General features: G+C 66.4%; 15 protein-coding genes. 4 read left to right on the forward strand and 11 right to left on the reverse strand.

Translation table 11 applies throughout. The features are described from left to right. The first annotated feature begins 46 nt into the window (after window positions 1-46). Window positions 47-478 carry a hypothetical protein gene (locus VMV28_06915; protein HUZ80329.1) on the forward strand — a complete coding sequence of 144 codons (432 nt, stop codon included), beginning with the start codon at window positions 47-49 and terminating at the stop codon, window positions 476-478. A gap of 376 nt (window positions 479-854) precedes the next feature. On the opposite strand, the gene VMV28_06920 is transcribed toward VMV28_06915, so the two are convergent. From VMV28_06920 to mptA, 9 genes are all read right to left on the reverse strand, one after another. Further along, entirely contained in the window at window positions 855-1,130 is a 276-nt protein-coding gene (locus tag VMV28_06920) for a 4Fe-4S dicluster domain-containing protein (protein HUZ80330.1), read from the reverse strand. Window positions 1,131-1,969: 839 nt separating this feature from the next. Beyond that, a complete protein-coding gene (locus VMV28_06925) occupies window positions 1,970-2,326 on the reverse strand; it encodes a DUF488 family protein (GenBank protein HUZ80331.1) in 357 nt (118 codons plus the stop codon). Between the two features lie 278 nt (window positions 2,327-2,604). Next, window positions 2,605-3,081 (reverse strand): hemerythrin domain-containing protein, encoded by a 477-nt coding sequence (locus VMV28_06930; GenBank protein HUZ80332.1) that lies wholly within the window; start codon window positions 3,079-3,081, stop codon window positions 2,605-2,607. Beyond that, window positions 3,066-4,334, reverse strand: a complete 1,269-nt coding sequence (locus tag VMV28_06935; GenBank protein ID HUZ80333.1) for a hypothetical protein — start codon at window positions 4,332-4,334, stop codon at window positions 3,066-3,068. The genes VMV28_06930 and VMV28_06935 overlap by 16 nt, the downstream gene beginning before the upstream one ends. Window positions 4,335-4,547: 213 nt before the next feature. Then, the gene (locus tag VMV28_06940) at window positions 4,548-6,323 is read right to left on the reverse strand and encodes a ribosome biogenesis/translation initiation ATPase RLI (GenBank protein HUZ80334.1); all 1,776 of its coding nucleotides are present in this window, start codon (window positions 6,321-6,323) and stop codon (window positions 4,548-4,550) included. A gap of 3 nt (window positions 6,324-6,326) precedes the next feature. Continuing rightward, window positions 6,327-7,031, reverse strand: a complete 705-nt coding sequence (locus VMV28_06945; protein ID HUZ80335.1) for an ABC transporter ATP-binding protein — start codon at window positions 7,029-7,031, stop codon at window positions 6,327-6,329. Next, window positions 7,028-8,281, reverse strand: a complete 1,254-nt coding sequence (locus VMV28_06950) for an ABC transporter permease (GenBank protein ID HUZ80336.1) — start codon at window positions 8,279-8,281, stop codon at window positions 7,028-7,030. Before VMV28_06950 ends, VMV28_06945 begins: the two co-directional genes overlap by 4 nt. Then, the gene (locus VMV28_06955; protein ID HUZ80337.1) at window positions 8,278-9,585 is read right to left on the reverse strand and encodes an FtsX-like permease family protein; all 1,308 of its coding nucleotides are present in this window, start codon (window positions 9,583-9,585) and stop codon (window positions 8,278-8,280) included. The genes VMV28_06950 and VMV28_06955 overlap by 4 nt, the downstream gene beginning before the upstream one ends. 16 nt (window positions 9,586-9,601) lie before the next feature. Continuing rightward, a complete protein-coding gene (mptA, locus tag VMV28_06960) occupies window positions 9,602-10,510 on the reverse strand; it encodes a GTP cyclohydrolase MptA (GenBank protein HUZ80338.1) in 909 nt (302 codons plus the stop codon). 106 nt (window positions 10,511-10,616) lie between these two features. On the opposite strand from mptA, the gene VMV28_06965 reads away from it, so the two are divergent. From VMV28_06965 to VMV28_06975, 3 genes are all read left to right on the forward strand, one after another. Beyond that, window positions 10,617-11,015 carry an iron-sulfur cluster assembly protein gene (locus VMV28_06965; protein ID HUZ80339.1) on the forward strand — a complete coding sequence of 133 codons (399 nt, stop codon included), beginning with the start codon at window positions 10,617-10,619 and terminating at the stop codon, window positions 11,013-11,015. Window positions 11,016-11,062: 47 nt separating this feature from the next. Then, window positions 11,063-11,749, forward strand: coding sequence for a DUF1684 domain-containing protein (locus VMV28_06970; GenBank protein ID HUZ80340.1), 687 nt, complete (start codon window positions 11,063-11,065; stop codon window positions 11,747-11,749). A 135-nt stretch (window positions 11,750-11,884) separates the two neighbouring features. Then, a complete protein-coding gene (locus VMV28_06975; protein HUZ80341.1) occupies window positions 11,885-12,307 on the forward strand; it encodes a hypothetical protein in 423 nt (140 codons plus the stop codon). 14 nt (window positions 12,308-12,321) lie between these two features. Here the strand turns inward: VMV28_06975 and VMV28_06980 are convergent, their stop codons facing one another. Beyond that, window positions 12,322-12,957 carry a MarC family protein gene (locus VMV28_06980; protein HUZ80342.1) on the reverse strand — a complete coding sequence of 212 codons (636 nt, stop codon included), beginning with the start codon at window positions 12,955-12,957 and terminating at the stop codon, window positions 12,322-12,324. 82 nt (window positions 12,958-13,039) lie between these two features. Beyond that, the gene (locus tag VMV28_06985) at window positions 13,040-13,822 is read right to left on the reverse strand and encodes a class I SAM-dependent methyltransferase (protein ID HUZ80343.1); all 783 of its coding nucleotides are present in this window, start codon (window positions 13,820-13,822) and stop codon (window positions 13,040-13,042) included. Between the last annotated feature and the right edge of the window lie 51 nt (window positions 13,823-13,873).

Genomic DNA, 13,873 nt, shown 5'->3' on the forward strand with positions numbered 1-13,873 from the left:
CCGCGCCGTCCCCTCCTCGGATGGCCTGCGACTCATCGCGTCCGGCATGGTGTACTTGCTCGTCGTGTGCGGCGTCGTGCTCGTCACGAGTGCCCAGTCGATCCTCGGAGGAGCGGCTTCTGTGCCGAGCCGCCTGTTCGACGATCGGGACCTGGTCGCCCTCTTCGGCTGGGTGGGAATGATGATCACCGGGGTGAGCGTCATCATCATACCTAACCACCTCGGAGTCCGTCTTCGACCGCTGTATCTCCCACGGCTTCACTTCGTTCTGGCGAACGTCGGGCTTGCCGGGTTCTTCGGTGCGGACCTTCTAGCGCCCGGGTCCGCTGCACCGGAGGTCTTCTTGGGGTTGGTCGCGGCTTCGTTCTTGATCTTCGGGCTCGGAGCACTCGCGACGGTTGCTCCCTTCGTTCATCTCTCTCGGTCCCGGTCAAGGGTCGCGACCACGACCTCAGGCGAGCATCGAACGACGGACTGAGCGACGCCTCTTCGTTCCGGGGAACTCGTCGAATTTCTCGACCCGGACGAATGAACTAGCGTGTCCAGACCAGTTCGATCGTGAGATGAGCGGTCGCTCCTCCTGCAAGGAATAAGACGCCGCAGCGAAGATTGCCGCGTCGATATCTCGAATCAGTCGTCCGTCTCTTTCTTCTGCTGACAGCCGCCGGTCTCCCACAGCGCGTGGCATCCTCGTGCCCGGACCGATCCATGGCTATCGTTAGAAGAAGGGCGGAGCGGTCTGCGGGAGGAATGCGAGAGCTCGTCTCGGGCCCACCCTCTCCGGATACCAGGCGGCTCTGCTCGTTCTACTACTACCACTCGGTGCCGTAACACGCGCCGCTCGGGCGTGCGACTCACTTGTAGACCGACTGGTAGGTCTTCCCCTCGTCGTCCCAGATCGTGATGCAAGAACCCTCGCATTCCGTTAAGCAGGCGTTGCAGAGAATGCAGTCGGGGCCCTGCTCGGCCACGGACTTCTCCGCACGGAATTGGAACTTCGCCGCGACCTCGGCATCGTCTATAACATCGGGGAATTCGGTGCGGACGTGCATCACGAACACGTTCACGGGGCAGACGTCGAAGCAGTGCCGGCAACCCGTGCACTTCTCGGTTTGGACCTTGACGTCCACGGATCTCATCCCCCCAGGCCCGGCATGCAACCGGCATGGCAGAGGGCGAGGTTCTGGGGAACGTTCAACCCCCCGGCAACCAGAGGCAACCGAAGAGCCAAACTGAGACAAGATCCCTGCGGGGCACGAGACGAAGGGCCGGTAGGTAGAGCCACCTCCCCTTCGCACACGGAACACCTCGGACCCAGTTTGTCGAGCTCCCACTGGAGCGCAAGAGCGTACATCGGAGCGGTGGGACGGTAGGATCCGGGCGGCTGAGCCCTCCAGACCTCCTCGTGACGTTCCACCAGTCGGCGAATCACGCTCTCTAGCACCTCGTGTTGGCTACGGAAGTGCGTCTTGGCCAGCGCATTCAACCTCACCCGCGTCCACTCGTTCGCCGGGCTGACGTTCTGGTTCCTCATCTTCCCTCTCTATTCCGTACGGTCAATACGAAGCGATTGGATAACGCCGGTCATGGAGGTCCTGTCCCGCTGCTAGCACGGAATTCCTTCACACGGGGGTCCGAGAGTTTCCGCCAGTCCCCACGGCCTCTGCGTCGACGCGTGATAACAGCAGTTCCGACTCCCTCGCGTGGGATCCGACGGTCACCCGGTCGGGCGGACCCGGGCCTACGATGAGCGGAGTGTCTTCCGATCGCACCCGCGTCGGAGCTACAAGAGCCACCCGTACGTCGAACGGATTGAGCTACAGGTCGGACCCGGCGCCGCATCGTTTTCGCGGCGGGAGCGAAGAGCATCTTCTGGAGATCGGGAACCATCTTCACCATGGTCACGATGAGCATCCAACGTCCTCCACGAAGACTCGGCCCTCACCTCAGCCGGTGGCCGGTCTCCCCTTCAACCCCGGAGGCGTTCCTCGAGGGACTCTCGGAGGACAGAGGCATTGCAGTGCTCGGCGTCGTGCGCAGCGAAGAGGAGGGTGACGACCCCGGAGCGCGCTTCCCGCACGAGTCGGTCGAGTAGGTCGGAGTGCTTCCCGAGTTCCGTGCGGTAGCGTCTCCGAAAGGCGGGGTACTTCTGGGGGTCGTGCCCAAACCAAGTACGAAGTCCCGGCGAAGGGGCGAGGTCCTTGAGCCACTCTGTGAGACGGAGACTCTCCTTCTTGAGTCCCCGCGGCCAGAGTCGGTCGATAAGGTAGCGCCGCCCATCGGTCGGCGCGGGTGGCTCATAGACCCGCTTGGTTTGGATGCTCATACGGGTTGCCTGCACGGATGAGAGACTATTGAATCATTTGTCGCGCGACACACTTTCGGTGCGTCACGATCGAGGACTCCACCTCTTCTCGGGCGTCACGACCCGCGACGTCCCACTCTGACGGCGGGGTCAGGACATTCCCCGCCTCCGGGCCACCCTCCCTCCGGCGGGCAAACCGCTCCGGTCGCATCGAATGTGCCGTCGACCTTGAAGATGGCTACTGTCCTCAAGAACCGTGTCTGGGTTCTGAGGAATGTGCGGCTTCCTCGGGAGGACCCCTACGGCTCGTGCCGGTTCTGCTCGGGCTCCCCGAGCTCCCGGTGCACCGCCCTTGCATCGCTGTCGGAAAGGTGCGTGTCGAACCAAGGGTAGACGGCATCTTCCTCGCGAGCGTTGTGAGCCCAGAGGACGTTGACGAGCTCGAACTCCAGATCCTCGGTCGACGCCAGCCCTTCGTCCAGCCGGAGTCGGATCCTTCGCAGAACCTCCTCGATCCGTCGGTGCTCGTCCAGCATCCGGTCGACCAAGGCGCGACGGGAGGGATCCGCTTCCGCAAAGACGGGGAAGAGAAGCCGCTCTTCGACCTCGATGTGGCGACTCAGGTCGGTCGCGAACCGCTCGAAGCGTCCGCGACGCTGAGCCGCCGCGGATACGGGAGTCGCCTGGAACTCCTCGAACTTCAGGTTGAGTTCTCGGTGGTCGTTCGACAGCAGATGCGACGGCAGCTCGTTCGTGTGGTTCATCGGCTGCTCCATCTTTCTCGAATGGTCCGGATCTCCTCGCTGGTCAGTCCCGGCAGGGGATTGAGTCCCCTGTAAAGGACCGGTACCGTACCGACCCCCCATGCAATGGCCACTCCGAGAAGGATGGCCCCCGAGAACGGCGCCAACCAACTGGTACCTACCCATCCTCGGGCGCCCGCCGTTGCGGCGGCGGCCACCCCGGCAACCCATACCACGGAGAGCGCCCAGAGCATGCGTCGGGTCCAGGCGTGGGAGATACGCTGGAACGGCGCGATCATCCCGAACCACATGGCCAGGATCATGAGCCCCACGAAGCCCAGGACGTTGACGAGTGCGTGGGCAATGACCAAGGTGTAATTCGACTCGGAGACCATCCAGAGGCCGATCGCTCCACCGACCAGAAAGAACGTCGCTCCCATCAGGTGTAGGCCGGCCTCGGCACGACGAGTCCGGGCCCGCCTCACGAGGATGATCAGCATGGAAACGAACAGGATCCCGAATGCGGCCTCGGGCGCCGCGAAGACGACGATGTCGCCGGTCGGGAGAGGAGGGGTTGCGAGCATACCGCTGGGAACGAGGATCGCGCCCGCGATGGCGAGGCCGGCGAGCAGGTAGACCAGCGGACGCGAAACGTCTGCGCCCAGGAACCGGGGCACGAGGCGGAGGCTGACCGCCGTGATGAGGAGAATGACGTGCCCGAGGACGAACAGGTGTACCGCGCCGAGCCACCAGCCATACCCGGGCCCCTCCGCAAATCCGGAAAGGACGAACATCCCTCCCGCGCTCACCGCTGATGCCCACGAAGCAAGAAAGAGGGGAACCGTGACGGCATCGCCCGGCCGGGCCTCGGGACCGGGAGTCTCCACCCGGGGTTGAAAGAGTCCGTAGGCGAAGAGACCGGAAACAGTTCCCACGCCGCCCAGGAACAACATCGCCCCGAGGGAGAAGACCCATCCCGGGATTGGAGGTGAGGTCGCTTCGGAGAGGCCGACGGCCCCGAGGACGAGTCCCCCCTCGGCGAGGAGGAACGCAGCCTGAGCAACCCATGGGGGTGGCTGGGGTCGCCGAGCGATCGTCGGAAAGAGGTGGAGAGCGAATCCGGCCGTTGTGAACCCGACGAAGCCGATGAGGAGAAGCCAGAGGAGAAAGTCCCAACGCACGGTGAGTGCCCCTACTCCCGAGCCCAGCAGCAACACGGCACCTGCCGCCGCGAGATGGACCAGAGCTGAGGTGAGAAACTGACGGGAAACAGCGGAGAGTGGCACGCCTCGCTAAGCGCTGGCGGACCTATATTCTCCGCTAGGCCCGCTCCGTGTCTCCGCCCTGACCCTCCAGCCTGCGCCGCACACGATGCTCTTGGACGTGCGTCGGTTCAGGGGCGACAGCGCTCTTTCGACCCGTAGAACTTCGATTGTGCAGATCGGCGTCGGAAGAGACTACGGACCACCACACGGATCGCTGGCCATTCGCGTCCGTCATCAGGAAAGTGGTTCGTAGTAGTACTCGCCCGCCGACCGCTGCTCTCGATCGAGGGCCGAGCCTTCCTGGTTGATCCGCGGGCGTAGGGTTTCCGCGTCGCGGCGGAAGGTGATGTCGATGTTCCGCAGGAGGCGGTTCATCCCCTCCCGCATCGGAAAGGGGCCCTCGCCCAGACCGGCGGCGCCCGCATCGCGGGAGGAGAAGACCATCAACGCGTCGCACGCGATGTCGAGGAAGTACACGTCGTGGTCCACGACGAGGGCCGACATCGCTTGGCGTTCCACCTGGCGTCGGATCAGGCGCGCCATGGACATGCGCTCGTCGGCGTCCAGATAAGCGGAGGGCTCGTCCAGAAGATAGAGTTGCGCGGGGCGCGCGAGGGCGAGCGCCACGGCCGCCCGTTGGAGCTCTCCGCCCGAGAGATCGGGGAGCGCGACGTCGAGCACCTCGTCCAGGTGAAGGCCGGGAACCAAGTCGCGCTCGAAGAGCGCCGCGTCGAACGTCGGATCGGCCGCGAGGGCCACCATCCGCTCGCGTAGGCTCGCCTTGTGGGTCGCGCGGAGGTACTGCGGCTTGTAACTGACGGTCACCGAGGCCGGAGGTGCGCCCCGGGTGGGGGATTCGACCCCGGCGAGCATGCGGACGAAGGTGGTCTTGCCGGTGGCGTTCGGCCCGACGATTCCCACGGTCTCCCCCTTCGCGAGGCTCCCGGCGCCGACGGAGAGATGGAACTTCGGGAACTCTTTCTCGAGTGGGGGAAACGACACGATCGCATCGAGGCGGGTCGTGGGCTTGGGCGGATGCGCGACGAAGCGGATCGGGTCCGTGCGGAAGCGGACGTTCTCCTCCCGCAGGTAGCCCTGAAGGTAGGTGTTGATCGCGGTGCGCATGGGCATCGCGCGCGTGATGACCCCGAAGGCCGAGGACTCCCCGTACAGCAGATGCGCCTGGTCGGCGAGGTAGTCGAGCAGCGCGAGGTCGTGTTCGATCACGAGAACGCTCTTGCGCTCGCCGAGGCGGCGCAACGTCCGCGCGATCTGGAGGCGATGGACGATGTCGAGGTACCCCGAGGGCTCGTCAAAGAGGTAGAGATCGGCCTCGGTGGCGAGCGTCCGCGCGATCGCGGCGAGCTGGAGCTCTCCGCCCGAGAGCTCGGAAAGAGGTCGTTCGGCCCTCGCGCTCAGCCCGACCGAGTCGAGGGCCGGGGCGGCCTCGCCTCCGCCGGCCGCCACATACGCTTCCGCGGTCATCGGCTCATCCGCGATCCGATCCACGTACTGCGGCTTCACCACCGTGCGCAACTCGCCCCGAGCGATCTTCTGGAAGTGGGCGTGCAGGGTTGTCCCGCGGTAATGCTCGACGACGGCCTCCCACTCCGGACGCTTCGTGTAGTCTCCGAGATTGGGGATCTCGACACCGGCGAGAATCCGGAGCGCCGTGGACTTCCCGGTTCCGTTCGGACCCAGGAGTCCCGTGATCCCCTTGCTGGGAGGCGCGGGGAGCCGGTAGAGGCGGAACCCGTTGTAGCCGTACCGGTGCACGATCTCCGATTCGTCCGCCTCGGGGGTGTTGAGGATCTTGATCGCGTCGAACGGGCACTTGTGGATGCAGATCCCGCAACCGATGCACAGGGTCTCGGAGATGATCGGCTTGCCGGTGGGCCCCTCGACGATGCAGGCCTGCCCCATTCGGTTCACCGGGCAGTACTCCGCGCACTCCCACTGGCACTCCTTGGGGTGACAGCGGTCGTTCAGCAGGATGGCGATCCGGCTCATCGCTCACTCCTCCCGACGATCGTCGACGACCCGGCCGTCCCGCATCGTGATGTGCCGGTGGGAGCGGGCCGCCACCTCCGGATTGTGGGTGACGGTCACGACGGTCGCGCCGGAAGCGGATCCGACCGAGTCGATCAGGGCGAGGACGGTCTCCGTCGCTGCGCTGTCGAGCTCCCCGGTCGGCTCATCCGCGAGCAAGAGGCCCGGACGGTTCGCGAGCGCCCTCGCGATCGCGACGCGCTGTTCCTCTCCGCCGGAGAGCTGATGCGGGAACGAGCCCGCGCGGGGAGCGAGACCTACCTCCTCGAGGAGCTCGTCCGCCCGGTGGGCACGCTCGGCCCGGTCCACACCGGCGGCGCGCATGGGCAGTTCGATGTTCTCGCGGGCGGTCATCGTGGGGAGTAGGTAGAAGCGCTGAAAGATGAATCCAATCCCCGTCAGGCGCAGGTGGGCCCGCTCTCGCTCGGAGCGCCCTCCGACGGGCCGTCCGTTCCACCGGACCTCTCCGGCGGTCGGGGTGTCAAGCAGCCCGAGCATGTTCATCAGCGTCGTCTTTCCGCATCCGCTCGGGCCCGCGACGCTGACCCGCTCCCCGGGTTCGAGGGTCAAGGAGATGTCTCGGAGGGCATCGACAGGGGTCGTCGAAGGAAGGTAACGCTTCCACACCCGGACGATCTCGATGGTCGGAGCCGGGCTCAGCGGGTTCATCGCAGCGCCTCCACGATGTCCAGGCGCATCGCCGAGCGCGCGGCGAGGCCGCTCGCGAGGCAGGCGAGCGCCAGCACGCCGGCCGCGATCAAGCCGAGCAGGATCGGGTCGTACGTCGCGAGCGACGCGGCCTGCTTCACGGCGCCCGTCCCGTACGCCGCGAGGATCGAGATCACGATCACCCCGAGCGCCGTACCGCCGACGATCCCGGCCGCCGCGAGAGCCTCTCCGCGGGCGAGAATGCCGACCGCTATCCAGCGGGGCGGCAGACCGAGGGCCCGGCGGATCCCGATCGAACGACGCTCCGACTCCACGCGCCGGATGAGGACGATGGCGAGAAAGATGAGCCCGACCGCAAGACCCACGGAGGACAGGGCCAGATAGAACCCGGTCAGGATCGCGTTGGCGTTCTCGAGTTGCTGCGCCTGCTGCAGCTGGGTGGTGACGCCGTAGTACGGGACGAGCGACTGGATCTGAGCGGCGACCGCATTGATCTGGGACGGATCGTTCTCGGCGGTCCCGCTCAGAGCGACCTGGACCGTGTCCGAGGCGTCGAGGAGGGAGGAGGGAGTCGCGCTCGTCCGCGCCCAGCCCGTCAGCACTTGGAGATCGGACAGGGGAACGATCACGGCGAACGCCCCGGTCGGGCCCAGAAGGGATGGCGGGACTCCGAACACCCCGGTGACGCGGTAGGCGGTACCGAGGCTCTGATTCGCGGAGGGCGACAGCACGATCGACTGGCCGACCCGGATGCCCGACGCGGCCTCGAACGGGGTGGAGATGAGGACATCGAGGGTCGTCGGCCCCGCGTACGTCCCGTTGGCGTAGTGGATCAGGTCGGTCGGATCGCCGAGCGGCAGCGGAGACGGAAACAGGCCGGCCTCGGATGGGCCGAGGGTCGGAGTGAACTGATCGGGGATGACCCCCTCCGCCAGCACCGCGGTCGGGGTGATGCCTCCGGCGTAGATGTCGATCGGAACGCTGAGCACCGGGGAGGAGGCCGCGACGCGCGGGATCGCATTGAACTCCGAAACGAGCCCATGGGACAACGAGACCCCGTGCATCCCGGCCGACGACACCGAGATCACGTACCCGGTTTGCTGCAACTGGGCAATCTCGTGCGCCGACACTCCTCCGCCCACCGATACGAGGATCACGGGGAGGGCTACCGCGACCGCGATCGCGATCGCGGCGAGCACGATCTGTAGGCGGGAGTGGCGGGTCGGGCTCCGCCAGGAGATCGATCTCATGGCGCGCGCAGCTCCTCGGCGATCGGCAGCTGCATTGCCCGGGCGGCCGGCGCGATGCCGGCGACGAGGCCTATCGCGACGACGATCGCGACGCCTGTCCCGATCACCCCGAAATCGAAGGAGACGAAGGAGAACCCGGCCGGGAGCCCGCTGACTCGCTGGAGCAGGATGATGTTGAGCGCGTTGGTGGCGAGGAAGGCGAGCGGCAATCCGATCGCGAGACCGATGAGGGAGAGGAGGACCGATTCCTCCACGACCATCCGCCCGACGGAGGCTCGCGTGTGGCCGATCGCGCGACGCAGCGCGATCTCCCGGGAGCGATCGTCAACGCTCATCAGGACGACGGTGGTCGTGAACAGCGCCGCCACCACGAGACCGATCGCGCCGACGATCTCCCCGAACGTGCGGTAGAGCGAGACCGCGTCCTGGATGGCCCCCAGGATGCTCTGGAGCGTGAAGACGCTCAGTTGGGGGAACGCTCCTGCGATCCGGGTCGCGTCCGCGGATGGATTGGATGCGTTGTATAGGTGGATGAGGATCAGCGAGGCGTAGTCCGTCGACGCGTGCGCGCTTCCGAGCATCGTCTGGAGCTCGGAGAGGTAGAAGAACCCGAGGAACGCCGATGGCAGAAGCCAGAAGGGCCCCGAGATGCCGACGACCCGGAACCCCGTCGCCTGAGCATACCATCCTTGCACCTGCGTGGGACCCGAGGCAGACGATGGGCTCGCCCACACGAGGTCGCCCACGTCCACATGCATCACCGACGCGAGGCCCTGATCGAGCACGACCTCGCCGGTCGCGGGGCCGTTGTACGTCCCGTTCGCGTAGTGGGGATCTCCGGGGTAGGTGAACCCGGGTCCGGAGTAGAGCGTCGGGACCTCGATCCCGGTGTTGTCGGAGGGAATCCAGCCCACGGATCCCGATCCGGTCAGGGCCCACGCGCTCGGGATCGCGCTGCCGTTTTGAGAGCTGTTCGCGGCGGCCCATAATGACGCATTCCCGAACACGAGATCGCTGAGGAGCCACGGGCTCGCGACCTCGACGTTGGAGTCGGTCGCCGGGATCTGCTTCGAGAGGGGGTGCGCCTGCAGGATGGGGGGGAAGGTCGACGAGGAGAGGCTCGTGTTCGCGCTCGTCGAGAGCAGATCGATGCCGCTCGATGTGGCCAGCTGGGTCGAGTTCGTCTGGATGCCCGAGGAAAGGGCGAGGAGGAGGACGACCAGTGCGGCCGCAAGACCGATGCCGAGCGACGCCAGGCTCGAGCGACCGGGTCTTCGCCGGATCGCATCGAAGGCCGGGTGCACGGCTACCTCGCCCGACCTACGACTCCGATGGTCGACGGAGCTCGCCGAACGTCGTCTCGTGCGAGGATTCGACGTTGTACTTGTGGATCGACTCTTCGCTGACGGTTCCTACGCGCACGACGACGTGGTCCGGTATCTTGGGAAACCGGGCGGGGAGATCGGCGAGCAGATCGCGCATCACGTCCTCGACGAACTTCGGATTGCGGTGGGCGTTCAGGACGAGCTGGGCCTCGTCTCCGCGCTTGAGGATCGCGTAGGTCGGCGAGGACTGGGCGTGCTCGATTGCCTCCAACAGATGCGTGGCATCGACCTCGATCCCCGGTGGGAGCTCGAACAATAGACGCGTGCGGTTGCGCTGGTTGTGGGTGATCATCGGCAGACCCTTCAGCGAAGGATCCGCCAGCAGCGGGTACTCGGCCGTCAGGCGCTCGCGGCACGTCTCCATCGCGCAGGGACACGCCGTCATCCCGACGGCCTCGGCGCCGATGCCCCGGGTCAGGGTCACCTGGCCGTCGGCCCCCCGGTGGGCGCGGGTCTCGGCGAGGATGGTGAAATCCTCGAAGCTCTCTCGCCCCGGAGCGATCCCCTTCCTGAGGAAGAACTCCGCCTCCGCACTGACGGTCGCGTCGTTCGCGTATTGGTGCCGTACGAGGAGCTCCTCGGCGATCTTGGCGCACGCGGCCTCGAAGCTCTCCACGGGCTTCTGCGCGGTCCAGTCGACGATCTCCGCCAGGAGCTCCGCGTTCCGAGAGAGATCGGATCCCTTGCGGTGGGCCGGAAGGTCGACCGCGACGCTGAAGCTCGCGCTGAGGACGTGGTCGATCCCGTCGCGGATGACGTGGATCGGTTTGCGGATCCCGGTGATCCCGACCTGGCGGAGCTCGTACCGCCCGCGCGTCGGCGCCATCGCGTGGACGTCCTTCATCGGTCGCTCCACGAGAAGAGGGTCTTTAACTCGTTCCCCCGGCGCTCTAGCACGGACACCCGGCGGGAGTACGCCTTATACGAAGCGTGCCGGTGTACACCTTCGTATGTCCGAAGACGTGCCGTCCCCTCCCGTCGCTCCCGCCAGTACACCCGCTTCCGCGCCCGGGGCTTCCCCCGTGGTCACGGGGCAGGGCGGGCTCTACGCGGAACGGGAAGCGAAACTCGTCGCCGAACTCAAGAAGATCTACGACCCGGAGATCCCGATGAACATCGTCGATCTCGGCCTCATCTACGGGTTCGATTGGACGGGCGATGATGTCGTCCTCCGAATGACCCTGACCGCGCCCGGCTGCCCGGTCGCCGGGATCCTCGCCGACGAGATCAAGGCCGCGATGGAGAAAGTGCCCGACGTGCACTCCGCCAAGGTCGATATGATCTGGGATCCCCCCTGGACGCCGGACCGGATGAGCGACTTCGCGAAACGCCAGTTCGGATACGCGTGATCCCCCCGGCGAACCGTTAAGGCAGCCGACCGGTCGGACAGGCTCGCATGCCCGGAATCGAGAGCGAGTGGCGCAAGGCTATCGAGGAGGAGCGCGCGCTCAAGGACGAGTTCATGGCCCGTCATACGGAGTCACCGTTCGTGGCCGAACGGGTTCCCTTCAACCCTCTGAACTACTTTCCGGTCGACGCCAAGTACCGCCTGCCGGCGCGGCTCGAGCGCCGAGCGACCCCCGAGGAGGCGTTCCTGCGCACCAACCGCGACGGTTCCGCCGTCATGCGGTACCTGGGGGACCTGGTCTTCTCCCTGGAAGGACACCGCCATCGTCTTCGGGTCTACCACGCGGGGGAGGGAGTAGGGACGAGCGTCTTCGTACCGTTCCGCGACCGCACGAGCGGAAAGGAGTCCTACGGACCGGGACGCTACCTCGTCTTCACCTTGACAGAAGACGACCGCTACGATCTCGATTTCAACGCCGCGTTCAATCCGTACTGTGCGTACACGGACGCCTACGAATGTGGCTTCCCGCCCGCCGAGAACGATCTGCCGATCGCCATCCGGGCCGGGGAGAAGGCCTGGTTGAAAGACGCGAACCCGAGCTCGCCCTCCGGCGCGATCCTCGAGATGACTCGCAGGCAGCTAGCCGCCCGGGCGCGCAAGCCGGCGCCGAAGACGCCGGCCAAGGCCCGACCGCGCCGCGCAACGACGGCGGGCCGGCGCCGTACTCGCTCCTGAGCGGGAAAGACTCAAGCCACGCCATCGTATTGCAATCGCCGACGGCTGTGGAGTCAGCCGCCGCGCTCACGCGCGGGAACCGCCCTCGACGCCAATGACTCCTGGGAGGAGGAAATGGGTGGAGCAAGGCGGAACGTGACACGTGCCGAGCAGAGCGTGTCCTCTGAGAAGATCGCCCTTTCGGCGGAACTACGCAGGGCGCTTGCGCCTTGGATCGACGTGGACGCAGTGGATGGGGAGGCGTTCGAGGCGTGGCTCTTCACGGTGCTCGCGATCCTTCCTCGCCCCGACTCACCCGCGGCCGTGAAGGACGGGGATCGGGTCCGGGCTCTCTCTCTCGCGCTCGTCCACGCGGCGCAGGAGCGCGCGGTGAGCCACTTTCAAGCGGCCGAATATTTCCGCGACAACCAGATGCTTGCACGACGGGTCAAGGCCTTGGAGGCGATCCTGAGGGCAGCGAAACAGCGGGGATTCGCGAGCCCGGAGCCCACCGAAGATGCCCTCGGAAGCCGCGCCGCTGCCCGGTACCTGCCTCGCGGGAACGAATCCGAACCGTAGACCTCCGTCGGCGCCTATAGCTGCGGGATGATGGCGATGGCTCCGTTGAGCACAAACTGAATCGCGACCGCCGCGAGCAACAGGCCGAAGATCCGGGTCATCGCCATGACGCCCACCCGGCCGAGGCCGCGCAGGATGATCTGGCCGTACCGGAAGATTACGTACGTCGCGATCCCCACGATCACGATCGCGATGAAGGTCGCCGAGATGCCCAGAGCGTCGCTCGACGCGCTCGACTCATAGATCATCACGGTCGAGATCGCGCCGGGGCCGGCGAGGAGCGGGATCGCGATGGGGAAGACCGCGACCTCGTCCCGTGCCTGGGCCGCGTCCTCCCGATCGGCGTGCGTGAGCTTGGTCGGTCCAATCTCCCCCCGCAGCATGTCGTAGGCGATGATGAACAACAGGATCCCGCCGGCGATCTCGAACGCTGGGAACCCGAACCCGTAGGCCGTGAACAGGAACCGACCGACCAGGGTGAAGGCGACCAAGATCCCCGTCATGATCAGGACGGCTCGGCGCAGGATCCGCTCTCGGTCCTCCGGGGAGAACTCGCTCGTCAGACCGACGAAGAACGGGAGCGTTCCGACCGGGTCCACGACGACGAACGTACTGGCGACGACCGCCAGGAGGAAGCCGAGATCGTTCATCGTGGACGCCTCCCTCGTTCAGAGGGTCGGTAGCCCTTCTTTAAGCGTTACTCTGCCGGCCGTGCGGCGGCAGGGCATGGGGCTAGCGGACACCCACCAGGACCCGGTTATCGAGATCCTGCCAGAGAACGCCGACCTCGCGGAAGCCCGCCGTGACCAGCGCGCGCCAGTGCAGATTCAATCCCGAGGCGGGGTCGTTGCCGTGCGCGTGCGGGTATCGACGCTCGTGCTCGGCCCACTCTTCCCCGAGGCCGGGCTCCTTCGAGACCTCCCGCCACCACTCTGACCACGGCCGAGCATCGGCCAGGGCACGGTCGCGAGCCCGGTGATGACGGATCTCCCCGGCGAGGCGAACGATCCGGCTCTTGCTCCCCGGGTCCGCAGGCAGACTATCCCCGTTGAGGAAGATCGCCCCCGGTCGAAGTCGTCGCGCAAGTCCCTTGTAGAACCGGCGAAGCTCGGGAGGCTTCAGCCAATGCAGCGCGGTCGTCGAGACGGCCGCGTCGAAGCGCCCGCGGGGCACCGATCGGTCCCAATCCGGAGCCCGCAGGTCCGCATCGACCCACGTCAACCGATCGTGGACGGTTCCGAGCCCGTTCCGACCGATCGCGAGCAGGACGGGATCGTGGTCGATCGCGACGACCCGGGCGCCGGGGCAGCGTCGGAGGACCCGTTCCGAGAGAGAGCCGGTGCCGCAGCCGATGTCCAGCGCGCGGAATCGGGACGGGAACGCGACCGACAGGATCTCGGTCATCGCCTCGAACCGCGCCTCGCGCTCGGGGATGTGCAGCGCCTGCATCTCGTCCCAGCTCTGCCGCAGGGCCTTCCAGTTCGGCGATCGGGTCCGAGTTCGCGTTCGTTCCATGGTGTCGGATGGACCGGCGAGGAGATACCCTTGACTCGGTGCGGCTTCCGC

It is taken from the genome of Thermoplasmata archaeon (assembly GCA_035532555.1).
Lineage (GTDB): Archaea > Thermoplasmatota > Thermoplasmata > Lutacidiplasmatales > UBA184 > Lutacidiplasma.